Source organism: Nostoc sp. (genome assembly GCF_036918015.1).
Taxonomy (GTDB): Bacteria; Cyanobacteriota; Cyanobacteriia; order Cyanobacteriales; family Nostocaceae; genus Nostoc.
On the sequence record NZ_JBALEO010000084.1, the window covers coordinates 1 to 23,950 of the forward strand.

The window sequence follows — 23,950 nt, forward strand, 5'->3', positions numbered from 1 at the left end:
TTAGTCTAACGCACCAAACCCTTGAAAATGGTGCGTTACGCTTCGCGATAACACACCCTACGTGTTGTTCAAAAATCAAATAGTAATCCTATAGTTGCGGTTTCTAACCGTCCTTTTTAAAGTTAATTTGACTGCGTGTTGCATTTATGATGCGTACTAGCTTCTGCCACAGGGTACTAATTTTTCGTACCTTGTGGCAGAAGCTTGCTTGCCTTTAAAGGTGGTAGTGGGATTTACGCCAAGCTCTAGTAGCGAGTAATGAGTAGTTAATCAAAGCAATGTGAACAACAAGATTCTCGACTTCTTAATTAAAGAAGTCGGGAATCTAAGCCGCACATCTGATTATTTTGCACCTAACTGATATCTTTCCTTTAACAGATGGGTATTATAAGCATACTCTGCTGATAACCTCTTCATAAATTTGTCTTCAAATAAAACACATTTACGCAAATCTACTGTGAACTAATGCTCTTATTATTTATCAGACTTGAACTAAATAATTCTGAAAAAATCAGTGTTTACCGGATAAAATGAACAATGCATAAATGATATAACTTTAATAAATTATCTTTTGTTATAGCTACTTTGTTTGGAAGTTAGTAAAGCCAAATGCAGTAGTTAAATAAATATAGTCTCATTTTCGGTCTGTAAAAATAATTTATAGGCATCAATGAAGACTTTGGAAAAATAGAAAATCCGCTATATCCACTTGACCGGGAAGCAGCTATGTCTCGAAAACGTCAGTTAGTCAAGGCAATTCAAAAAACCTTAAGGCAAACTAGCAAGCAGTTTTTATCTACAATTAACAAGCAAATTATTTGGCTACTGCGAAGTATCTCTGGCACTCGAAGAAGACGCACTTCTGTGAATTCTGGCTTTATTTTACCAACAGTGGCGATGGTAACTTTGGTAGTTGTCTTGTTAACAACTGCAATTTTATTTCGGTCTTTTGAGCGATCTAAAAACGCTAGTAATGTCCGTGTTAATGAGGCTGTGCTTAACGCTGCTACCCCAGCTATTGATCGTGCTAGAGCTAAATTAGATGCATTAATAGAAGACCCAACACTACCACGAGGAACTCCTTCTGATAGCGCCTTATATGATGCTATTAAAAAAGACAAATATAGACTTGGTGATGAGACTCGTCTGAAGTTAGCTTTTGACCTTGACGGTGACAGCACTATTGAGACTAGTAGCAATATAGAGAGCGATGAAACATTAAAAACAGCTTGGAAATATGCCGTTGACACAGACAATAACGGCAAAAAAGATACTTTTACTCTTTATGGAATCTTCTTTCGCTCACCCAGTAGAAACTCTACAACAGGGCAGTTTAATCGCGAAAGAAAACCCCTAGATGCTAGAACCCCACCAATGGATAATGATGCGTCAAACCAGCAGTGTAATGCATCTGGTTTTTCTAGCTTAGTGGGCAATTCCAGTTGGTATAAGTTAAATAGTGGCAATCTGGGTAAAAGCTTCTTTGTCTATACCGTTAACGTGCCAATTACTAAACAGATTTATGATAATCTCCCAGCAAGTACTACGTCTATTAATAAAAGTAATTCTGAAGAATACAAAGGTAACAAAAGTGTTGTAGCACTAGAGTTTCAGCAAGATCGTAGTCGCATTCCACTAGCAAATAACGCTGTATTCTTTGAAAATGATCTAGAAGTCATAGTTGGTAGTACAGAGTTACTTTTAAATGGAAGAGTTCACACCAATGGCAACTTGCTAGTAGGGGTTATTGACAGTGACGGTAAGATAACTTTCCGGCAAGTTAGCAGCAAAACATCCTGTTTTTATAATCAAGAAAATGGGCAAGTTAGCGTTGGGGGAAACGTCGGAAATGGTAGTCTTGCTCAAACTAGTAATCATGATGTAAGCGTTGACCTATACCAAGGTTTTGGGAAGAGTATCAGCACTGCTGCGATTAACAGCACCAATAAATCTACGGACGCTACTGGTGGTGGTAGTATCGGATTCAACGATGCGGCATACAATCAACGTATTGCTGAAATGAAGAAGACTGCGATCGCTTTATGCACAAGTTGCAATAGCGCAACTAACGGTACCACTCTTAAAGCGGCTGTTGCATTAAGTGGTTATCCGACAGATGTGAAAACCAACGTCGATGTCAAAGTACTAGATACTGATGATGTTACGACAGCCAAAAATATCCTCTCCGACGAAATACAAATTTATTTGCAAAATCGTACTCGTCGAGTACCCTTTGCAGAAGTCTCAGACGCCACTGGATCGGGGGCAACAACCGGATATGGTAGCACCATCACAGCAATTACTGCCAGTTTAGATCCTCCACAAGATTGGAGACAACCACTAAACTCTAGTAACCAGTTCACTGGTGTAGCAACATCACCTCCCTCTATAAGTACATCTAAGCTAGAAGCCACACAACCAAATTTACAAAAGAAAGAAGGTGTTCAAACCGCATTAGGCGATCGCGTTTTTGTCGGCAATAACCTCCCTGCTCTGTGGCTAAAAGACGGAAAATATGTTGGCTCAGAGACTGAACAGCCAATTTTGAACGGTTCTGGCACTGCGATTAACTGGACTAGATATGGTTCAGAACCACCAGCAAGATGGCGTAACACTCAAATACAGGCAGTTGCCGACTTAGGCTTATCTGACCGTAATGGCTTTTGGGAAGAAAATGCGGCAGCAAATCCCATAAATGATTTAGACAGCGTGGGTGGCGTGCGAATTGTTACTGGTGCAGGTATTTATGTAGATGGTTCTGGTAATATTCCAAACTTCATAACTGGCCCGTTTTACCCAAGAGGTTCTAGTACACTTGGTTCATTTTTACCAGCTCCTTCTGCGAGTGATATTACAGTTGTCTGGCCCGACACAATGCCGATGTCAACACCTGGAAATGTTCGCAAAGGCGATCTCCAAATGCGAGCCACGGCTGTTTATCACTACAAAGTAGATTATGGCACTGACCAAGAACCGATCGCTTGTGTAAGTAGCTACTACGATCCCTCAAACGAAACTACAGCTAAAAACAAAGTTAATCAAGATGGTGGATATGGTGTAGATACTACCGACGGCAGGTCAAACAATGGTGTTGTTTACAATTACCCAGCAAATGGAAGAGGCACATTTTTTACGAGTAACCAAACTCGTCTACAACTACAAGCCAACTTGAAATTTCCCAACGGGCGTTGGGTTAATAAACCTTTAAAAGATGCTCTAGACAAAATTGGAACTGGTACTACAGTACCTAGTACTGGTTTACAGTTAGCTGATTATTCAGCAATTGATACAGCGCTTTGTGCTATTTCGATTTTGAGTAGTCCAACTAGTTTTGTCACCACTCCTACTAACCAGCCTAAACACGGTGCAATCAGAGAAGCAACTTTCCTTGATGCTAGGGAAGTGAAGCAGATTAGTACATCAGGCTCACCAAGCACATACAACTTAGACCTAGAACAGCGTCAACCCTTAGAAATTCGGGTTACAGACATTGATTTAAGTTCGAGTACGAGAGGTATAGCCACCACAGCAATAACAACTAACGAGTATTTATTGCCTTACAGTGGCATTATTTATGCCTCTAGAGATGATGCTTTGCTCGATGCAAGTGATACAAGCAGCGAATCAGAGTTACTCAGCCCAACCGATTTTCGGCTAGACTCAACTCGTCGCCCAAATGGCATTCGTCTGATTAATGGGGGAACTTTAGCAAGAACTAGTGCTAATACTTATATTGCTAAAGAAAAAGGTTTGATTTTAGTAACAAATTTGCCTGCATATATTAAGGGCGACTTCAATCTGCACCGTACAAGTACAAGCACTACAGAAATTGAGGAATTTACAGAAACAGAGTCAGCAGGTACCACATTTTATGATCGCAGTACTCCCAATACTGACTTTGCCTGTCGTGCAGGAAGAACTGGCTGCCCTACTTCTGGGGGCGACCTTTGGAGACCAGCAACGATTATTGCCGATTCAATGACCTTGCTTTCTGGCAGTTTCGTAGATGGTGTACGGAGATACGCAGACTACGATTTGAATAATAACACTGGCATTCCTGTAGAGGATGGCTTAAGTGCCCGTCCCACACCTTCATCCACTTTATTAGCCAGTTTAGATGCTAGAAGACGAAATCGTCTGAAAAATGGTTTTTGGGAAAATGGCTATTCTACTAGTTCTTTTTGGACAAGTGATGGTAATCCCAGACTAGACACTACCGTTACTCCTAACATTTCTCTAGGCTCTTACTTAGTAAATGGAGTAACTCCAGTTCAGCGCAAGGTTACTGGCCAACCCTTGTATGTCATGGAAATGTGCCGTAAGTTACTAGTTTCAGAATGTACGCCTGATGATTGGTTCGTTGGGTTTAATGTTAATGGAGATTCTGACCTAGACGATACAGTTAACTTAGATATGAATGGGGATGGGGACACAACCGACGCTGGTGAAAGCTTAATAGAGAAAAATCTTAAAACCTATCATTTAGGTAAAGCTATACTTGCTGCCGGTGGTACCGCTTCAAGTGGTACTGTATCTACTCCGAGCAATTGGAGTACTTCATTTGGAACTGGTAGCAAGACAATCAGAGAGCGCTTGGGGTCTGGTGATACAAGTACAACTTATTTATCCCTGCAATCTACTCTGGCTACAGATCGTCTTTATCCCCGTCGAGTTGCATTTGCCCGTGATAACAGCAACAATCTGGTTACAAGCAGTCCTGGTATTTACAAAGCGATGGGTGTAGGTTGCCCCTTGGATACTACTGGTACTGGTTATAGCAATAATGGATGTACTTATGGTACTAATTACGGTTTAACAGACACTAACATCCGCGGTCTCTGGTTTAGAACCACAAATAGTACAACTGACCCAGGAGATATAGACCAAGCAGTATACGCAAGTAACAAACCACTGTTTTATTTCCCCCCCATTGATGTTAACGGTGATGGTAGTCCTGATTTGGACAATCAACCGCTCTTAGTACCAGTCTTAGAAATTCATGATGCAAAAAAGGTTCCCCCTAACTTAAGAACGGACGCGCTCGATGTAGCGTCAGGAGATGACTTTAAGTCTAATTGGCTACAACAGGCAACTGACACTATATTTAATGCCACCTTTGTAGTAGGAAATAGTCCCAGTAGAACAGATGAAATCTCATCAGGTTTGCAAAACTTTGTGCGGTTTTTGGAAAACTGGGATACCAGAACAGCCAAAATCAGCGGTAGCTTTATTCAATTAAAACGGAGTAGCTTCTCCACTGCACCAATTGCACCCATTTTCACAAACAGACAATCCAGTGCTACTGCTACTAAAGACTATAATCTCAGCATTTTTGACTACTCATTAGACACTTACCCAACTCGAAACGCTAGTGGTCTCTTACCTTTCTATGCAGCACCAAATAGAAAGTGGGGGTTTGATGTTGGTCTGTTGTCAGAGCAACCAGACTTGTTTGCCCAAAGGTTTACAGCGCCTCCAACAGGTCGCCCGAATGAGTTCTTTAGAGAAGTTGGTCGAGATGATACCTGGGTGAAAACATTGCTCTGTGCCGGTGAAGCTAGTAACCAGACAGGTATACCAGAAACAGCAGTCCCACCAGCAACACCAGTCGCAGTAACTTATGCAGACGCAGTTCCTAGTGAATATCGCCCAATTGACTACTGTCTAGACATACCAAATGACTAGGTTTAATGAAATATTAGGTAAATTGCCATGATAGGGAAACAAGCTAACAACAAAAGGTTACAGGCTGCTAGATCCTACCTACGACATAGTGAAGGAGGTTTCACAATTATTGAATCTTTGGTAGCGATACTTGTAGTTAGCATTTTGCTAGTTGCGATCGCACCTGTTCTTTCCCTGTCAGTAGCAACGCGTATACAATCCAGACGGATAGAATTAGCCACACAAGCTGCTAAATCATACATTGATGCGGTGAAGACTAAAAAAATAGCAGCCCCTACCTCTACGGGAACTGATGCCCTTACTGCATACGCCGCTCCCACGGCTACGGGAACTCTAACTTGCACAACACCAAACTCTTACTGCACAGTTCCTACGGGTACATCTTTATACTGCGTTGATTTTGATAGTAGTGGTGGCTGCGAAAACACCAGTGTTACAGACATGATTATACAGGGTTTTCGCTACAACTTAGCTAGTAGTAGTGCTACTAGTGGATATGCTTTAGGTGTACGGGTTTACAGAGCTGATGCTTTCAAAGAAACCACGACTCTACTCAAGAACACTTCCACAACTAAGACAACACAATCTACTTTCACTGGAGGTGCAGGTCAGCGTAAAGCACCTGTAGTGGAAATGACAACAGATATCAACGACACTGTACCTAAATACAGCGACCTTTGCGCCCGCTACACAGGTGGTTGCAATTGAATTTTAATTAGACTTCTTGCAAAGCTTCCGATTTTAGCATCTTTCTCATACGCTTCTGCGTGAGGCAAATAAATATCTATGCAAGAAGTCTATTCTTAAATATCTCTCAATAAAAGGGAAACCGCAGCATGATAAATTCACTAAAATTTATCCTGAGTACTCAAGTAAAACGCTCTGGAATAAATAAGACAATTAGCGGCTTTACCTTGATTGAGCTGCTAGTAGCTATGATAATGGCAGTACTAATCATAACGCCTTTAATGGCCTTTATGATTAATATTCTAGATGGCGATCGCAAAGAACAAGCCAAGGCAACTTCTGAGCAAGAAATCCAAGCAGCACTAGATTATATTGCTCGTGACTTAGAGCAAGCCGTTTACATCTATGATGCTGATGGTGTTACCAGAAACACAAATACTACTACTATTAGTAGTTCAGGCATTGCAGACCAAATACCACCAGCGAAATCAGCTTCTAGCTGTAGCCCCACTAGCGGCAGCAGTCCGAGCGTTTGCACACCAATCCTTGTTTTTTGGAAACGTGAGCTTAAGCCTGATAGTGTCGGAATTACTGCCACAACTCAGACTAGTGCCACACAAACAGATGATGGCTTTGCTTATTCATTGGTAGCATACTACTTAATCACAAATCCCAATAAGACCAATGATACTTGGTCTCAAGAAGCACGGATTGGCAGGTTTGAACTTCAAGGCCCAGTGAATGCAGCTTATGCTAATGCAACAGGAAGTGCAAGTGATACTGGATTTAATCCACCACCACTAAGTAAGAGCGGTGCTACACTCAAAGACAAGATGAATCAATGGCAAACTGCATTAGGTGCATTAGCTAATTACTCTACTAATAATCAAGTAGTAACTTTGGTTGATTACATTAGTACCACTGCACCTAATAGCACACCTTGCACTAGTCCAAACCTTGTAGGCAGTCAAACAAGTGGATTTTTTGCTTGTGTCGATGCCAACGAAGTACTAGCACAGGTGTACATCAGAGGTAATGCACTTGCTCGTCTGCAAAATAATAACTTAGCTTACACTGCTAACACAAAAACTTATTTTCCAAGTTCAAGCATTCGAGTGCAAGGCCACGGATTTTTATTTACTAAATAACCTCTAGCTAATCAATCAAAGGTATTGTATGCACAGTGAAGCTTTCTTGAGGTTAAACAAAATTCCTAAAAGATTTGTAGTGGAAACACCAAAACCGCAATGTTCAGCGAACAGACTCCGCTATATATCTGCATACTTCCAAAAGGATGCTGGTTTTAGCCTGATAGAATTAATAGTAGTAATGCTCTTGGTAGGAATTTTAGCAGCGATCGCAGCTCCTGGCTGGGTTGCCTTTGTAAATCGACAGCAAGTAAATAAGGCTAACGACGCTGTTTTCGGCGCACTACAAGAAGCACAGCGCGAAGCTAAAAACAAAAAACTTAGCTACAGTGTTAGTTTTAAAGTTGAAAACAACATTCCGAAGTTCCTTGTTTATCAAGGTGCTGTTATACCAACTTCAGGTGTTGTGTGGAAATCTTTAGGCGAGAATATGGCCTTTAATCCAGGACAAGTTCTGTTGTATACCAACATTTCTGCTTCCAATACAAAAAATTCTACTGGTAACATAGTCGAGACTACGCCAGGAACTGGTACTATTACCTTCGACTACATAGGTGTTTTGGCACATAAATCTGGCAGTAGTGATGCCGCCGATACACCTTTAAAAGTTATGGTAGCTGCACCCAAAAGAGGAACTACTGAGGCTGGTGCATTTAAACGCTGTGTCATTGTGGAAACTCTCCTTGGGGGAATGCGGACAGCGAAAGACACTGCTTGCAACAATTAAATAATTTTTTGTAGCGAAACCTATAAAAAATTCCATATAAATACGGTACATAAAACTGCACTTTTAGAGCAAAAATAGTAGCATACAGTAAGTATAGTTTTTTGATTTTAAGTACACAAAAAATCACCTTAATCAAATATACATTTTGTCAAATGATTGAAAGCTTTGATCTTACTATAGCTATCCCAACTTATAACGGTGAAAGTCGTTTACCTGAACTACTAGAACGACTACAAAACCAAGTTCACACCGAAAATTTATCTTGGGAAATTATAGTTGTAGACAATAACAGCACTGATAATACAGCTAAAGTTGTTCAAACCTATCAAAAAAACTGGCAGTGTCCTTACCCTTTAAAGTATTGCTTTGAAGCAAAACAAGGCGCAGCTTATGCTCGAAAAAAGGCAGTTTTAGAAGCTAAAGGTAGACTCATAGGTTTTCTAGATGATGACAATTACCCAGTATCAAATTGGGTATCAGCAGCTTATGCTTTTGGTGAAAAGTATCCGAAGGCAGGAGCTTATGGCAGCCAAATTCATCCTGACTGGGAAGTAGAACCACCAGAAAACTTTCAGCGTATTGCTCCATTCTTGGCAATTACAGAGCGAGGTAATTTACCACTATTATATGAAGCAGCTAAAAAATTGCTACCACCCTCTGCGGGGCTTGTTGTCCGTAAACAAGCATGGTTAGAAAGTGTACCAGATAAGTCTATTTTAACTGGGAGAGTTAAAGGCAGTATGCTTACCAGTGAAGACTTAGAAATGTTGTCTTATATCCAAAAATCAGGATGGGAAGTTTGGTATAACCCAGAAATGGAAATTTCTCACAAAATACCAAAATTTCGTTTGCAAAAAGATTATTTAATTCCATTTTTTAAAGGTATTGGACTTAGCCGTTATGTAACTAGAATGGTTAATGTCAAACAGATATATAGACCATTTGCTTTTTTAGCTTATCTGACAAATGATCTGCGTAAAATTATTTTACACTTACTTAAATATAGAACTATGTTGAAAACTGATTTAGTAGCTGCTTGCGAAATGCAACTGTTTTTAAGCAGTTTTATTAGTCCTTTTTATCTTTGGAAAAATGGCTATTTAACTAAAAAATATAATTAGAAATTAATATTTTATTTATATGGATATTGAAAAATTAGATTTTACGGTAGCTATTCCTACATATAATGGTGCAAAACGTTTACCTAAAGTTTTAGATTTGCTACTAAATCAGACAGGTATAGAAAGCCTAAATTGGGAAGTTATTATTATTGACAATAATAGTAAAGATGAGACGAATGAAGTAGCTGATTATTACCAAAAAAAAATTAATCAAAACTTTATATTGAGCTATTTTCAGGAAAAACAACAGGGAATAGCCTTTGCAAGAATGCGGGCTATCAATGAAGCTAGAGGTGAGTTTATTGCATTCATAGATGATGATAATCTCCCAGCATCTGATTGGGTTTTCCAGTCTTATACTTTTGGCAAAGAGCATCCTCAAGCTGGTGCCTGGAGCGGTCAAATCCACGGTGATTTTGAAGTAAGCCCCCCAAAAGATTTTACAAGAATTCAAGCCTTTTTAGCTGTCCGAGAACACGGACTACAACCATATTTATTTGATGCAAATAATTTAAGACTTCCTCCAGGTGCTGCGTTGGTTGTTCGTAAGCAAGCTTGGTGTGAAAGTGTTCCTGAAGAATTGATTTTTAAGGGTAGACTGAATAAATTGATGGTTGGCGGGGATGATACAGAAGCTCTCTTATATTTACACAAAGCAGGTTGGGAAATCTGGTATAATCCCGCGATGCATATCAATCATCAAATTCCACATTGGAGGTTAGAAAAAGATTACTTACTAGTGCTAGCGCGTGGTTGTGGTCTGTGTATTTTCCAGCTACGTTTGATCAATGCTAAAACCTGGCAAAAACCAATAGTTTTAGTTAAAACTATCTTAGGAAATCTATACCGACTATTACAGCATCTTATTAAGTATAGAGGTCAATTAAAAACTAATTTAATTGCAATTTTTGAAATTAATTTTTACTTTGCTAGTATGGTCAGTCCTTTTTATTCTCTGAAATGGAAATTAGACAGAATTTTAGAAAATACAACAAAATGATTAAATCAACTTTGGATGTAACAATTATTTCTGTAATCATACCAGCTTACAATAGCGAAAAAACTATTAAAGAAACAATTCAATCTGTTTTAAATCAAACTTTTACTAACTTTGAATTAATTATAATAAATGATGGTTCGCAAGACTCAACTTTAGATATTATTACACAAATTAAAGACCCTAGAATAAAAGTATTTTCTTATCCCAACGCTGGTGGAAACGTTAGTCGTAACCGAGGGCTAAACCGTGCAGTTGGAGAATTTGTTAGTTTCTTAGATGCAGATGATCTTTGGACGCCTGATAAACTTAAATCTCAATTAAAGGCTCTGCAAGAAAATTTGACTGCAAAAGTTGCTTATAGTTGGACTGATTATATCGATGAAAAGAGTGAAATAGTACTCTCTGGTACACACGTTACAGCCAATGGAGACGTTTATGAAAAGTTATTAGTGACAAATTTTTTGGAGAATGGCTCCAATCCTTTGATTCGTAGAGAAGCTTTAATCGAATTAGGCGGATTTGATGAATCTCTATGTGCTGCTCAAGATTGGGATATGTGGCTGCGATTAGCCTGTAAATTTGATTTTATATGTGTACCATCTGCACAAACCCTATACCGTATAATTGCCAATTCAGTTTCTTCCAATCTTGTCAGGCAAGAAAAAGCTTGCTTGCAGGTGCTTGAGAAAGCATATAAGGAAAGGTCTTTAGCACTTAAGAATATTTGGAATCTAAGTCTGGCGAATTTATATAAGTACCTAACATGCAAAGCCCTACAAAAGCCGTTTAATCGACAAAAAGGTTTAACTGCTGCTAAATTTTTATGGAATTATGTTCTGAATGACTCTTCAAGGCTTCAGCATATAACTTTCACTTCAAAACTATTATTAAAAATTCTCATAATCCTTTTAATGCCTAGTTTGCTCGAAAGTATTACTAACCAGCGCAAAGTAAGAAGCCAAAAAGCTGAAACATTGTTCAACACCTAGTTAGCTGAAAAACGACCAAAAGGAAAAATGGATAGCCTGGTATATCTATCATCTCTAGCTCATGCAAAAAAACTCTTTAAAAATAAGCACTCTAACAGTGGTTTTACCTTACCAGAGATGTTAGTAGTTGTTGTATTAATCGGTATCTTGACTACGCTGGGAATAGCCAATTGGCTAGCTTTTATGGATACTCGCCGCCTCAATACTGCTCAAGACGAGGTTTACTATGCTATGCGTCAAGCCCAAAGGCAAGCCACCAAGGAAAAATTGACTTGGCAAGCAAGCTTTCGTGAACAAAACAATATCGTTCAATGGGCAGTTCATCCTGCTACAGTAAATCCATCTAACGCTAACTGGAATAACTTAGATGCTAATATACGCCTTGATTCTGAGACAAACTTCCAACCGTCACTAAGTAATATACAAAAAGTTCCATTTGACTACAAAGGTAATGCTAAAGATTTAGGAAGGATCACGTTATCTAGCAAATCTGGTGGTAAAGCTAAACGTTGTGTTATTGTTTCAACGCTTTTAGGGACAATGCGAACGGCAAAAGAACATACTAGAGCCGATAACGGCAAGTATTGCTATTAAACCTCGTCGATTTTGAAACCTTGAGTAGTGGTAGCATCTTGCCCACTAATACCAGTAGGTAGCAACATGCTCGCACTACTTTTAAAAACTATGGCTCTCAAAATAGATGTAGTTTAAAATATTTTTTATTCAATTAAACAAGGTATTTGTGCTGAACTTACCAGCAAGCCCAAAACAGCACCTGATTATTTTCACCCGTTATCCAGAACCAGGTAGGACAAAAACGCGATTGATACCTGTTTTGGGAGATGTTGGTGCTGCCAATCTTCAACGGGAAATGACTGAGCATACAATATTTCAAGTTCAAGAATTGCAAAAAGCCATTGACATATCTGTGGAAGTGCGTTTTGCAGGTGGTGATTCACAACTTATGCAAGACTGGCTGGGGTTGGATTTGGTTTACCAGTTTCAAGGTGAAGGGGATCTAGGTTTGCGGATGGCGCGATCGCTTTTTGATGCTTTTCAATCTGGTGCAGAAAAAGTAATTATCATTGGTACAGATTGTCCGGGAGTGAATGCCCAAATTTTAGCAACAGCCTTTGAGAAGTTACACGACTTTGACCTTGTACTTGGCCCTGCAATCGATGGTGGATATTACTTAATTGGTTTGCGCCAACCCATCCCAGAGTTATTCGTTAACATCGAGTGGGGAACTGCTCAAGTATTCCAGAAAACCGTGGATATTGCCCAGGAACTTAGTTTGTCATACGTGGACTTGTTGCCCTTAGCTGATGTTGACCGACCGGAGGATCTGCCAATTTGGGAACAAGTCCTTGCAGAGAAGATAGAGCGATCGCTTTAGTGAGTTGAATCAAAAGGCGGTCGATTTAGATAATGCAAGCTAATTGAAAAGTTTGTAGGCATCACTTTTCTATGAAGATGTGAGCCGATAATCTTGGGGATGAGAATAAGAGACGGAAGCAATAAAATCTTGTGGAAATATCAGCACTGCTGAAATAGCTCCTTAAAGCTTTTTGAGGCTGCTTCAGGTTTGGCAACAATTTCGACAATTTTATTGCGTGCATCTGCTTCAAACAACGCCTCAACAGCAACTTGGGCGACTTTCTGTCTGGGGATACTACCATCAAACAATGTATCTGCACTCTGCATCACGATGCGATCGGAGTTGTCTTCATTCTTCAACCCACCAGGCCGGACAATCGTATAAGTAAGACCGCTTTTCTGAATATACTCTTCAGCTTGTTTTTTCCACAACAAAATTAGCCAAAACAAGTTCAGCGGATGGAAAAGGCGGGAAGTACACAAAGAAGAAACTAAGATAAGATGCTCAATTCCCTTTGCCTTAGCAGCATCTACTAAATTTTTAGTCCCTTCAAAATCCACTTTATAGGGGCCAGTAGGGTCAAAGCTAGGTTTTGCCCCAGTCGCAACCAACAGAACTGTGGTATCTCCCAAGGCAGCAGTTAAACTTTCTGGTTGTAATACATCACCTACCACTAATTCGGCTTCAGGAGACAGAATAGCTCTAGCTTTCTCTATATCCCGCACCAGGGCTATGACGGGAATATTCCGCGCAATCAATTCTTGCACAATCCGGCGACCTGTTTCACCTGTTGCCCCTGCTACAAATGCTTTCATGATAAATGCTATCCTGGGAAACTATTGTGTGCTTGTTCAGTTCTTTATTTTAGTAATTCTATGGAGTCGATCGCAGATTAATGAGGTTTCGGTCAAAATTGGATCTGAATGCGAAATGACCCAGGTATGTGGGGAATCATTAATATAGACTAACGCCAAAATATACAGTAATGCATTTATGCTTTCAAGAAAAAGCGAATATAAATCCTGGGAAATAACAGAAGCAGTTTTACCTGTAGCGTCCAGCCAAGAAGCCGAGGACACGTTAACAGAACCAAATGTAGCGACGCTCACAAAATTTTACGGTCGTTATCAAGATTTTATGGAAATGGCTGCTCCAGTAGAGAAGGTTGCTGAGTATCTTAATGCTCACTCCTCATGGTTTTCGCGCTGTGCTGAACCCATGAAGGTACAATCACTTGGGGAAAATGGCTATGCTTTAACAATTGGTCGTTTTGGTTCTTTCGGTTATGAAGTAGAACCGAAAATAGGTTTGGAATTGTTGCCCCCAGAGGAGGGTATTTACCGCATCCGTACAATCCCCATTCCTGACTACCACCCGCCTGGTTATGACGTAGATTATCGGGCATCTCTACAGTTAATCGGAAACGATACTTGCAGTGGTATTGGCGAAGTTACAAGAGTTGAGTGGGAATTGGATTTGATCGTTTATCTTCACTTTCCCCGATTTATTCAACGATTACCTAAGTCTATAGTTCAATCTACAGGCGATCGCTTACTTAATCAAATTGTCCGCCAAGTCTCCCGCCGCTTAACTCGCAAAGTTCAGGAAGATTTTCATAAATCTTTGGGAATACCGTTTCCTGCTAATTCTAAGAAAAAGCGTTGATAGGGATTTCTAAAAAATCAATAATTCCAAATTATTTGTACGTTTGTAGGGTAGCACAGCTGTGCTACCCTACTTTGCTAACTATGCTTGAGTGAGAATTTTTTGGACAATTTGCACGCCAGTAACAGCCTGCCAAGCAAAAAGTCCCAAAAGCGTGAAATTTATTAAAATATGAGTTGCACGTGCCCAATTTGCCCCTTTTTGCATATAAGGGGACAAGGCAGCAGAAAATGCAATCAAACCTGTCATACCCAGTCCTGCTAGTAGGTGAGGCCCGACAAATAACTTTTGGTTATTAATGTAAGTGACAGCCATCCCGCCGATCGCACCTGCCACCATCAAAGCTAGTAGTATAGACCCGATTTGGTAGTGTCTAACGTTATATCTACCTTTAATCAATTCTTTTTTTTCTTCCCCTTGAGCATTTCTGGTACGCTGCAATTGCAGTCCTAAATAGGCAGCATAAATTGAGAGTACTAATAGCGCCCACATAAGCACCGGATGGAAGAAGTTCAGCCAATATTTCACCGACGTAGAAAGTTCTAGACTCATCGTGTTCTCGCCTAATGATTAAATCTTCATAAAAATTAGCATAACTCTATTTTCTGTGCTTAAAGTTGCACAAATTAAAAGAGACTCCCCCATCTCCCCGGACTATTTTGCTTCGCCCTCTTGCCAAAGTGGATAAACAATCTCAGACTAAATTTTGAGGGTAGACGAACAAAACCCCCTGCGTGGGATCTCATTCATGACTGAAAACAACGATACTTTGCTGCTCAAAGCTGCTAAAAGCGGTGATATCAAGGGGCTGTGTGCGCTACTATCTGCTGGTGCGAGGGTGGACGCGTGCGATCGCCAAGGCACTACGGCGTTAATGTTTGCTGCCAATTTAGGCTACACCGAAATTGTGCGATCGCTTCTGGATGCTGGGGCAAATATCAACTTGCCCAGAAAACTCTATGGTTTGACGGCTTTGATGTTGGCAGCTAGTGCCAAACAGCTTGACATTGTGCAACTTTTACTATCTAGAGGTGCAGATGTCAATGCCACTAATGAAGATGGCAGTACAGCTTTAATGGCAGCAGTCCTCAAAGGTCATATCGATGTAGCGCGAGTTTTATTGGCTGCTGGCGCCCAAGTTAATATCGCTGATAAAGATGATGATACAGCGTTGAAACTTTCCGTTAAGCAGGGAAAAATAGAAGTTTTACAAGCAATTCTCCAAACTGGTGTCGATGTCAATATCCCAGATGAGGAGGGTGAGACACTTTTAATGCTAGCGGCAGACTTGGGACATCTGGAGATTGTGGAAGCACTGCTAGCAGCAGGGGCTGATGTGAATGTGAAAAACTCTGATGGTGAAACTGCCCTATCGGCAGCAGCAGCGGCTGGACACAGTGCGATCGCAGCAGCTTTACTAGATCGAGGTGCCCAGATAAATCTTCAAGATCGAGATGGTGAAACTGCCTTACACCTTGCCGTTGTGGAAGGCTACATTGATGTCGTACAAATATTACTTAACAGGGGTGCAGATGTCCAAATTAGCAACCACCTGGGCGATACACCACTACTTGTAGCAGCATTGCAGGGACATAGCCAAATTGTCGAGGCACTGCTACGTTCTGGCGGAGATATAAATGGGAAAAATCTTGGTGAAGTTCCTTTGACGTTGGCTGCATCACAAGGACACATCCAAACGGTGCAAGTGTTGTTAGACTATGGTGCTGATGTCAACATTCCAGGGGATGATGGCAAAACTGCTTTGATTAAGTCAACCGAACGCAAACACAAAGAGATCGTACATTTGCTGCTGGCAAAGGGGGCAGATGTGAATTTTCAAGACTCAGCTAGAGCCACATCATTGATGTGGGCTGCTTCAGCAGGTTATGGCGAAATTTTGCAGTTATTACTCCAAGCTGGGGCAGATGTGAATTTGAAAAATCGGGGTGGTTATACTGCTTTGATGATTGCGGAATTTAATGGTTATAAGAATGTGGTGCGGAGTCTGCAAAAAGCTGGGGCGCAAGAATAGCAATCTAAATTCTTCATCTAAAATATTTTCATAAATATTTTGACAAATCATTAAATGAAGGTTGGCAGCTTACATATCAAGGAAGTTTAAAAAAGCAAATCTAGGACGAAGAAACAAAGAAAGCAAAACTCCGTCGTAGCTGTTGTGAACTTGCTACGGCGGAGAAAGAAAAATTAAAACGCCAAAAGGGAGCAGACCAAATGCTTGCGTCACAAGGATAGAAAGAAAGCAAAAATGAAGAAGTAAATTTACCTTTTACTTTTTACCTTGTACATTTTACCTTTTACCTGCTCTCCCCCTTGGCGTTTCCTACTGTGCTAGATGTGCAAAATATATAGTTTTTAATTGAACAGAAAAGTATTCTAACGATCATTTTTTCTGTATTATCCTAAAGGCTAAATACAAACAAGTTCCCAAAAAAGGTTGATGTACAACCGTTTGAGAGATCGCTACGGTAATTCAAAGAAAAATAAATAAAAAATTAAATTTAGTGGAATCACTGTAGTGAATCCTCTGTCACCATAAACTCAAGCATTGACTCATGACTTGACCGAGTATAAATAGCCAATGATTATAAAATTTGCAGAACAACTAGTGTCATATCATCAGTGTTTTGTTTATCAGCACCGATGAATTGCTGAACTTGGTCAAATAGGTAATCCACAATTTCCTCTGGCCCATTGCAGTATTTACAAGCCGTATTGAAGCCAGTAACAAAATTGTCTTCATCGAAGCGATCGCCACCAGCAGCAGCGGCATCGGTTAAGCCATCTGTATAGTAGATAATTGTATCCCCAGGCTCTAACTGTGCCTGAGCATCTTCATATTGGCTGTTAGCATCCAAACCGATTAACATTCCCAAAGTATCTAAACGGCTGACAGTTTTTGTCGCTGCGTGCCACCACAAGGGAGGATTGTGTGCCGCATTGCTATAAGACAGAATTCGGCTGTAGGGGTTATATTCTGAGTAAAATAGCGTTACAAAGCGGTGGGAATTTTCCAAATCCGCATACATAACTCTATTTAAGTTTTGTAGAATTCCGGCTGGGGAATTACCATGTAGTACTTCTCCCCGTAGCATTCCCCGCATCATCGTCATAATCAGCCCAGCGGGGACACCTTTGCCCATGACATCTCCAATAACCAAACCCCAGCGACTAGTTGTTTCGCTGCCACCTTTGAGCTTGGGCTGAATCTTATTATGATTGGTAGCAATAAAGTCGTAGTAGTCTCCGCCGACGCGATTGGCAGGTTTACAGCGTGCCGCTAGGACTGCACCAGGGATTGTGGGGCATTGACGTGGTAGAAGTCGCCGTTGAATTTCTGCGCCAATTTCTAGTTCTTGGTCTAGGCGTTCTTTTTTTCTTAGTTCTACAGCTAGTTCATCGTTTTCGATCGCTACCGCTGTTTGGTCTGCCACTAACCTAACTAACTTTTGCCTGGTTTCTGTCCAACTATATTCTGGATCGCGGCTCAAGACATAGAGCCATCCCCGTTCTGTATGCTTTACCAGAATCGCCGTACCAAAGATTTGCACATCTGGCCCCAAATAGCGATGCATCTGGTCATCCAAAATCCCCGTGGCATTGGCTAGGGGGGCAGTATTGGGCAACAGCGTGATTTGACTACTGGCTATTTCTAGTGCTTTGCGGATATTCTTGCGCTGGCCACTATCTTGCCAATGTAACTGTTCTAACCTGACTTGGCCATTAGGTTTGTAGAGAAACAGGGCGCTACCGTCTGCATCTGTCACTCTTGTTGCCATCAGCGGAATCAGTTCCAAAAACTGATTCAAATTATTGAAACTTCTCAGGGCAAATCCTAAAGAACTTAGCAAATCTTGAATTTTGTTCTGTTCCCGGTGCAACCTTGCCACGAGTTCTTTGAGTGCCACGACTGGTGTGACATCAGTCGCGGCACTACTATTATTATCAGTGGGTTGAGAGGGCAGTTGAGACACAGGCACGGGTATTATTGCACTTTATATTGGCAGATTTTAGATGACTTATAAATCTTTTGGCTTTGGCATTGCTAAACCATATTTAGACAAGACTTGCCATTTTAGCAAGAGTATAAAGACGTAATAGGCAAATTTTACAAGTATTTTATTTGCTTATTGTATTTCTGATGGAATATTAGTAATTTTAGATCGTGTATTTTTAGTCCAAATTCTACCCGTAAAAATTACTACTTTTGCTGATATATCAGAAAGCTTTTCATTTTTTCATAACTTAATTACCAAAGCATATCTCTAAAGTCATAAAAATACTTTATTCAAAGAATAATTTATAACGCTCTCAGAGCGACTTTTTGGGCAGAAGCAACTAGAAGACTAGAAGTCTTTTGAGTAAAAACCTCTATAAGCGTTCAAATCGAGCTTTATTTGCTCAAAAACAGACTTACACTCGTTCCCAAACCTGAGAATATGTAAATAAGTTTTCAAATACTTAATTTGTATACCATAATCGCCAAGATTGAGCTTTTCCATTTTTAATTTCTCGTTTTGCGAATTTTGAGTTGCTGAAGATGCAAAACTTAAACCCATCAAAACAAGATAAAAATGAAGTGACTCTATCTTTTTAGTCAGATGTAACAGAGTTAAACCATTCGCCTGTAATTTATTTTAGGGGTGAGTCATTTGGTAAGTGTAAGATATGAATAAAAGAGATGACACTAAAAATAGAAGAAATATCTTCTAAAAACTTTAAGTCAAAAGTCAGAAAGAGTGTTTTCATTTAACCATCAGAATTCCAACCTCTTGATAGACGTTACACGAGTAAGTCGCTATAACCAACACACACCTATGGAGGGAAAACCTCCCACAGCGCTGAAATCACCCGCGCTGGTTCCCCAACGCACTGCTCACCATTGGGACTGCTGTCTATCCCACAATAGAGTTGTATTTGTGGGTGTGAGCGTCTCGATTCCCTTTTCAATTGCTGCAAGATGAAAGTCTAGGGGATTATGTCGCAACTAACTACCGTGCTGCTACATTTAAAAAACCCATTTCAGACTTAAAAAAGGGCATTAGCTAGAAATTTTAGCAAAAGTCACCTATTTATTGTGACAAATTCATAATTTTAGGACTTGAGCTGTTTCTAGTTATTTCAAGTGATAATACCAGATCAGTCATCCCTAAATTTATCAGTTTTAGGACTTACGCAAAAATAGCTAAAAAGCTTAATTTATCGAACCTCCTTCTCTGTCAGAGGCTGACGCCAACGCGCAGTCTCTCCCAGAGAAGAATAATACAGTATTGCGTAAGTCCTAAGTTTGTTAAGAAAAATTTTTAACTCGAAATTTTTCAACTAACCACTCAAGAGAGCTTCGACAAACTCATAGCTCGAAAAGGGGCGTAGGTCTTCAATTCCTTCGCCAGCACCAATAAAGCGAATGGGTAAACCTAGCTGCTGCACAACGGCAAGGGCAACGCCGCCTTTGGCTGTGCCATCTAGCTTGGTTAAGACAACACCACTGAGTTGGGCAGCTTGGGAAAAAACTTCAGCTTGCCGCAGTCCATTTTGGCCTAAAGTGGCATCTAGAACCAAAAGAGATTCTACTTTGGCATCTGGGGCTTTTTTGTCGATAATTCGCCGGATTTTACCGAGTTCGTCCATTAAATTTTTCTTGTTTTGCAGTCGCCCAGCTGTATCTACCAGAAGTAATTCGGTTTGACGCGCTTGGGCGGCTGCGATCGCATCAAATACAACTGCTGCCGGATCTGTATTTTTTCCCGGATTGGCAATTACATCCACGCCACTTCTACTACCCCAAACCTTTACCTGTTCAACGGCGGCGGCGCGGAAGGTGTCTGCTGCTCCAATCAAGCATTTATAGCCAGATTTTTGTCCCAGATGGGCAATTTTGCCGATAGTGGTGGTTTTACCCGCACCATTTACCCCAGTGATTAACCAAATATTTAAGGTTTCTTTTTCTGGGGTAAAGGTAGTTTTGTGGGATGTTTTGCTCGGTGCATCCAGCATATCCCGAAGGATTTTTTTCAGGAAAGCGATCGCTTCTTCAGGTGCGGTAACTTCTTCTCGCAGTTTCGTCTGTAGGGCATTGATAATAAAGTCTGTCGCCTCTACACCAACATCAGCTTGCAAAAGCAATGCCTCAATTTCCGTCACAGCAGCTTGATTAAGCGGCCCTTGACCAACGATCGCCTTCAGTTGATTGAGAATACTACGGCGAGTTTTGTCTAATCCTTGCCGGAGCTTTTTCAGCCAAGTAATTTCTTCAATAGAAACGTCTTCTGCACTTCTACCTTGAGCTGCTAGAACTTTCGCTGACCAGACAAACCCATCATCAAATAGCAGTCCGGGAATTTCCTCTTCTGTTTCTGAGGTTGTCGCTACTGGCTGTACTACCTCCGGTTCTGGAACTTCAATGGCAGTGGCTATTAGTTGCTCCAGCTTGGCTTGCCGTTCTGCCGCCGCCCGTTCTAAAAAGGATAAGTTAGCTGGTGCTGTTGGCTGTGTTGCCTCTGGCGTAGCTAGTGGTTCAGTGGGTGTTGGTTCAACTTCACTTGCCGTGAGTTCTGGGCTGGAAACATCTGGCTGTTCAACAATTGCTGCCACTGAAGAATCTTCTGTAATTTCTTCCTCACTAGCAGCTTGGATAACTTCTGGCTGTGTAGTTTCTACGGTTGTACTAACAGCTTCCTCAGTTGCTTCTGATTCAGCTAATGCCGCAGTTACCGTTTCTGCGGTTTCAGGTTGTATTGATGGTGCTAAGGTATCTGCTGAAGCAGGTGGGGTTTCTACTACCTCAACTTGCTGTTTTTGCTGAATATTTTTGTAGGCAGCTTTAGCAAATGCCAATAAGTCTGCCGTTGCTGGTGCAGTTTCAGCAGTTGGTGTTGAGGTGTCGGCTGGCTCTGGTTGGGGTTCTTGTACAGGAGGAGTTTCTTCCTGTTTCTTATCGGAGGGAGTGTTAGAGGAATCGTTATGTTGACGACGGAACCAATTAAAAACCATTGCAGCAGTATTGTTTATATGAATTATGAGTTATGAATTATGAGTTTAATTTAACTTTGCACTTTTTCTTGGGGTGAAAACTTCCGAGTTATCCTCACCTTTCAACGCCAGTTTGAGGAGAATCGTGACAATAGACGGCTCCTTGCGATCGCGCAGCGTCTCATTTTGAGTGAAGTTTCGCTTGGAGGAAGCCGCAAAAGCGGCTACAGACTTTTCTCCACGGCAGTATAAAAATTATGAATTCCGCAGCGATACTACGCAGTTTTTTTCTGCTCAGTGACTCGGCGCAAAACACCGTTAATAAACCGATGACCATCGTCTCCACTGTAGCGTTTGGCTAGCTCCACAGCTTCGTTGATGGCGATACTGTCTGGTACTCCTAAGAACTTCATTTCTGCCACGGCAATTTGCAAGATATCGCGGTCAATTTGGGCGAGGCGAGTTACTTGCCAATCTACTAAGGCAGCAGAAATCAGTTCTTCTATAACGTGTCGATTTTCATTGACGGTAATCACAAGCTCTTTAGCGTAATTCCGAACTCCCTTATCCTGATTAGCTAACTGAATCAATACTGGGAAATCAACAGCTGTACCCAACTGATTAATTGCTGTCTGGGTGCAGGCGATCGCTTCTTGAAGCATTGTTCTGGCAGTATTGAGGTCGGAGGCCCGAGTTTGGCTACTTAAGAGGCGATCGTTACTGCGTTGCAGTTCACCTGCGGCATTATCAAGGGTATCTTGTACTTCTGAGGTCAGAGTGCGTACTGCACCTAGTACCAACTTGGATACTAGTTGGTCGTCTTCCAATTTATCTAATTTCTTTGGGTTGACTGGCAATTGGCTAAGGCTTAAAAGCGCCAATTCACGAGCAATTTGCTGGGGTTTACGAGGTTGCATAAAACTGAGGGATGATTGTGCAAGAACTGAATTAACTAGGCAAGACAAACTTATAAGCCTATCAATTTTGGCACAGTTAAACAACAACATTACGCATTTGCTTGTGACTATGCCAGATTGATTCCAGAGAGGCAGAGTGTGGGAGGTGTGGGAGGTGTGGGAGGATGGGGAAGAAGTCTTACCCCCCACACTCCCCACACTCCCCACACCTCTCTGCCTACACTATGCGTGAGAAATCCGGGTGTGAGCCACTATTCTTTATTGAACCTCCTGCCTCCTACCTCCTGCCTTTTTCACGTTTCTTCAACGGAAATAACCTGCTGCTTGATTTCTTCGTGTTTCACTTCCAATGTGGACTCTTTGGAAAAAACCAAAGGCGTATTGGGGGCGACAATGCCACCTGATACAACTATTTTAAAGGCGTCTTCAATCGACATAGAGAGATTCACCACCTCGTCTTCAGGAACCACTGCGTACCATCCGGTAGTCGGATTTGGAGTGGTGGGGATAAAAACACTTAGCACGGGGCGAGACATCTGGGCTTGGATATCACTGCTGATTGCACCAGTAACAAAAGCGATCGCCCAAATTCCTCGGCGAGGATACTCTACCAAAATGACCCGACGAAACTTGCCATTAGAATCTTTCAGTATTGTTTCTAAAAGCTGTTTGAGAGTTTTGTATACCTGACCTGCTAAAGGAATTGCCTGTAATAATCGCTCACCAAAATCTAACAACCATCGCCCAGCGATATTTCGAGCCATCAAGCCCATTAGCAATATACTTAGTAATGGTACCGCCAGCCCTACCAACAAATTAAGTATATTTACCAAAACTGGGTTTAACCCATCAAAGGGATTCAATTGTTTGGGAATTTGGGTGAGGAAGTTGATTACCCAAGTCGCAATGGTAATTGTCAGCCAGATAGTGGTTGCTAGGGGAATTATTACCAACAAACCAGCAATCAGGTCGTTTTTTAAATCCTGTTTTAGGCGATCGATTACCAAGCCCCGATTCTCCTGTTTTAAGCTAGAGGAACTTTTGTTATTCGTATCCATACCAGCAGATTCGTCAAATTCCGAAGGCTTTAACTTTGGCAGATTCTGCCGCAAGTAACTGTCTAAAACGCTAGCAAGTTTCCTGCTGCTGGAAATCAGCTATTTTCCTATAAGCATACACATAGACATTAACCAATCCGATCGCGGCTGATCATTCTTAGAGGATGTTACTTTTATTTATAAGACTTGTAAATAATTGTTTCAAGTTATTGGCTATTATTAATCTAGCGCGCTTAATCAAAAGCTGCTCATAATTGTGAAAGTACTATAGGGTAAACTAATAAATTATTTTATCTGGTCAGTCACTCACTTTTGAGTAGGAGCGGCTTTTATGAAAATGTTATGTTAAAAATATTAATTTGTTAGGGATTTCCAAGAAATAAATTATCCATATTGTGGGTGAGTATTCTGCCCGTCCTGAATATAGAAGCGATGGGGACAGCCATTTCCCTAGAGAATTTGGGATGTTTTTGATTTGGAAGTCTCTTTTAGGTTGAGTCGATGGGGGATATTATTCCCCGCACCTCTCAGTTAGATCCGTGCGTGCAACTTTCACTGCACACGGCTCTCGATGTTCTCAGCTTG

General features: G+C 41.0%; 17 protein-coding genes. 11 read left to right on the top strand and 6 right to left on the bottom strand.

Annotation, left to right across the window (positions count from 1 at the left end):
- The first annotated feature begins 726 nt into the window (after positions 1–726).
- The 9 genes from hpsA (at position 727) to V7K61_RS25380 (ending at position 12,753) form a co-directional block, all read left to right on the top strand.
- The gene (gene hpsA, locus V7K61_RS25340; protein ID WP_335057631.1) at positions 727–5,685 is read left to right on the top strand and encodes a hormogonium polysaccharide biosynthesis protein HpsA; all 4,959 of its coding nucleotides are present in this window, start codon (positions 727–729) and stop codon (positions 5,683–5,685) included.
- Between the two features lie 27 nt (positions 5,686–5,712).
- Positions 5,713–6,393, top strand: a complete 681-nt coding sequence (gene hpsB, locus V7K61_RS25345; protein ID WP_335057633.1) for a hormogonium polysaccharide secretion pseudopilin HpsB — start codon at positions 5,713–5,715, stop codon at positions 6,391–6,393.
- Positions 6,394–6,521: 128 nt separating this feature from the next.
- Complete coding sequence (gene hpsC / locus V7K61_RS25350; protein WP_335057638.1) at positions 6,522–7,520, top strand: hormogonium polysaccharide secretion pseudopilin HpsC; 999 nt, start codon at positions 6,522–6,524, stop codon at positions 7,518–7,520.
- Positions 7,521–7,548: 28 nt separating this feature from the next.
- On the top strand, positions 7,549–8,247 hold the full coding sequence (locus V7K61_RS25355) for a type II secretion system protein (protein WP_335057640.1): 699 nt from the start codon (positions 7,549–7,551) through the stop codon (positions 8,245–8,247).
- A 152-nt stretch (positions 8,248–8,399) separates the two neighbouring features.
- Complete coding sequence (gene hpsE, locus V7K61_RS25360) at positions 8,400–9,368, top strand: hormogonium polysaccharide biosynthesis glycosyltransferase HpsE (RefSeq protein ID WP_335057663.1); 969 nt, start codon at positions 8,400–8,402, stop codon at positions 9,366–9,368.
- 19 nt (positions 9,369–9,387) lie between these two features.
- A complete protein-coding gene (gene hpsE / locus V7K61_RS25365) occupies positions 9,388–10,368 on the top strand; it encodes a hormogonium polysaccharide biosynthesis glycosyltransferase HpsE (protein ID WP_335057641.1) in 981 nt (326 codons plus the stop codon).
- On the top strand, positions 10,365–11,357 hold the full coding sequence (locus tag V7K61_RS25370; protein ID WP_335057643.1) for a glycosyltransferase: 993 nt from the start codon (positions 10,365–10,367) through the stop codon (positions 11,355–11,357). The genes hpsE (V7K61_RS25365) and V7K61_RS25370 overlap by 4 nt, the downstream gene beginning before the upstream one ends.
- 27 nt (positions 11,358–11,384) lie before the next feature.
- On the top strand, positions 11,385–11,951 hold the full coding sequence (locus tag V7K61_RS25375; RefSeq protein WP_335057645.1) for a pilus assembly FimT family protein: 567 nt from the start codon (positions 11,385–11,387) through the stop codon (positions 11,949–11,951).
- Between the two features lie 148 nt (positions 11,952–12,099).
- Positions 12,100–12,753 (top strand): TIGR04282 family arsenosugar biosynthesis glycosyltransferase, encoded by a 654-nt coding sequence (locus V7K61_RS25380; protein ID WP_335057647.1) that lies wholly within the window; start codon positions 12,100–12,102, stop codon positions 12,751–12,753.
- 140 nt (positions 12,754–12,893) lie between these two features.
- Here V7K61_RS25380 and V7K61_RS25385 read toward each other — a convergent pair whose 3' ends face one another.
- A complete protein-coding gene (locus tag V7K61_RS25385) occupies positions 12,894–13,550 on the bottom strand; it encodes an NAD(P)H-binding protein (protein ID WP_335057649.1) in 657 nt (218 codons plus the stop codon).
- 178 nt (positions 13,551–13,728) lie between these two features.
- On the opposite strand from V7K61_RS25385, the gene V7K61_RS25390 reads away from it, so the two are divergent.
- On the top strand, positions 13,729–14,400 hold the full coding sequence (locus V7K61_RS25390) for a DUF1997 domain-containing protein (protein WP_335057651.1): 672 nt from the start codon (positions 13,729–13,731) through the stop codon (positions 14,398–14,400).
- A gap of 81 nt (positions 14,401–14,481) precedes the next feature.
- Here the strand turns inward: V7K61_RS25390 and V7K61_RS25395 are convergent, their stop codons facing one another.
- Entirely contained in the window at positions 14,482–14,952 is a 471-nt protein-coding gene (locus tag V7K61_RS25395; RefSeq protein WP_099099590.1) for a DUF4079 domain-containing protein, read from the bottom strand.
- 196 nt (positions 14,953–15,148) lie between these two features.
- Here V7K61_RS25395 and V7K61_RS25400 point away from each other — a divergent pair, with 196 nt between their 5' ends.
- Positions 15,149–16,432 (top strand): ankyrin repeat domain-containing protein, encoded by a 1,284-nt coding sequence (locus tag V7K61_RS25400; RefSeq protein ID WP_335057653.1) that lies wholly within the window; start codon positions 15,149–15,151, stop codon positions 16,430–16,432.
- A gap of 571 nt (positions 16,433–17,003) precedes the next feature.
- On the opposite strand, the gene V7K61_RS25405 is transcribed toward V7K61_RS25400, so the two are convergent.
- The 4 genes from V7K61_RS25405 to V7K61_RS25420 form a co-directional block, all read right to left on the bottom strand.
- Positions 17,004–18,398, bottom strand: coding sequence for a PP2C family protein-serine/threonine phosphatase (locus V7K61_RS25405; protein WP_335057655.1), 1,395 nt, complete (start codon positions 18,396–18,398; stop codon positions 17,004–17,006).
- A gap of 1,342 nt (positions 18,399–19,740) precedes the next feature.
- Entirely contained in the window at positions 19,741–21,411 is a 1,671-nt protein-coding gene (gene ftsY / locus V7K61_RS25410; RefSeq protein ID WP_335057657.1) for a signal recognition particle-docking protein FtsY, read from the bottom strand.
- A 254-nt stretch (positions 21,412–21,665) separates the two neighbouring features.
- Positions 21,666–22,307, bottom strand: a complete 642-nt coding sequence (gene nusB / locus V7K61_RS25415; RefSeq protein ID WP_335057659.1) for a transcription antitermination factor NusB — start codon at positions 22,305–22,307, stop codon at positions 21,666–21,668.
- Between the two features lie 293 nt (positions 22,308–22,600).
- Positions 22,601–23,365 (bottom strand): DUF502 domain-containing protein, encoded by a 765-nt coding sequence (locus V7K61_RS25420; protein WP_335057661.1) that lies wholly within the window; start codon positions 23,363–23,365, stop codon positions 22,601–22,603.
- Positions 23,366–23,950 lie beyond the last annotated feature (585 nt).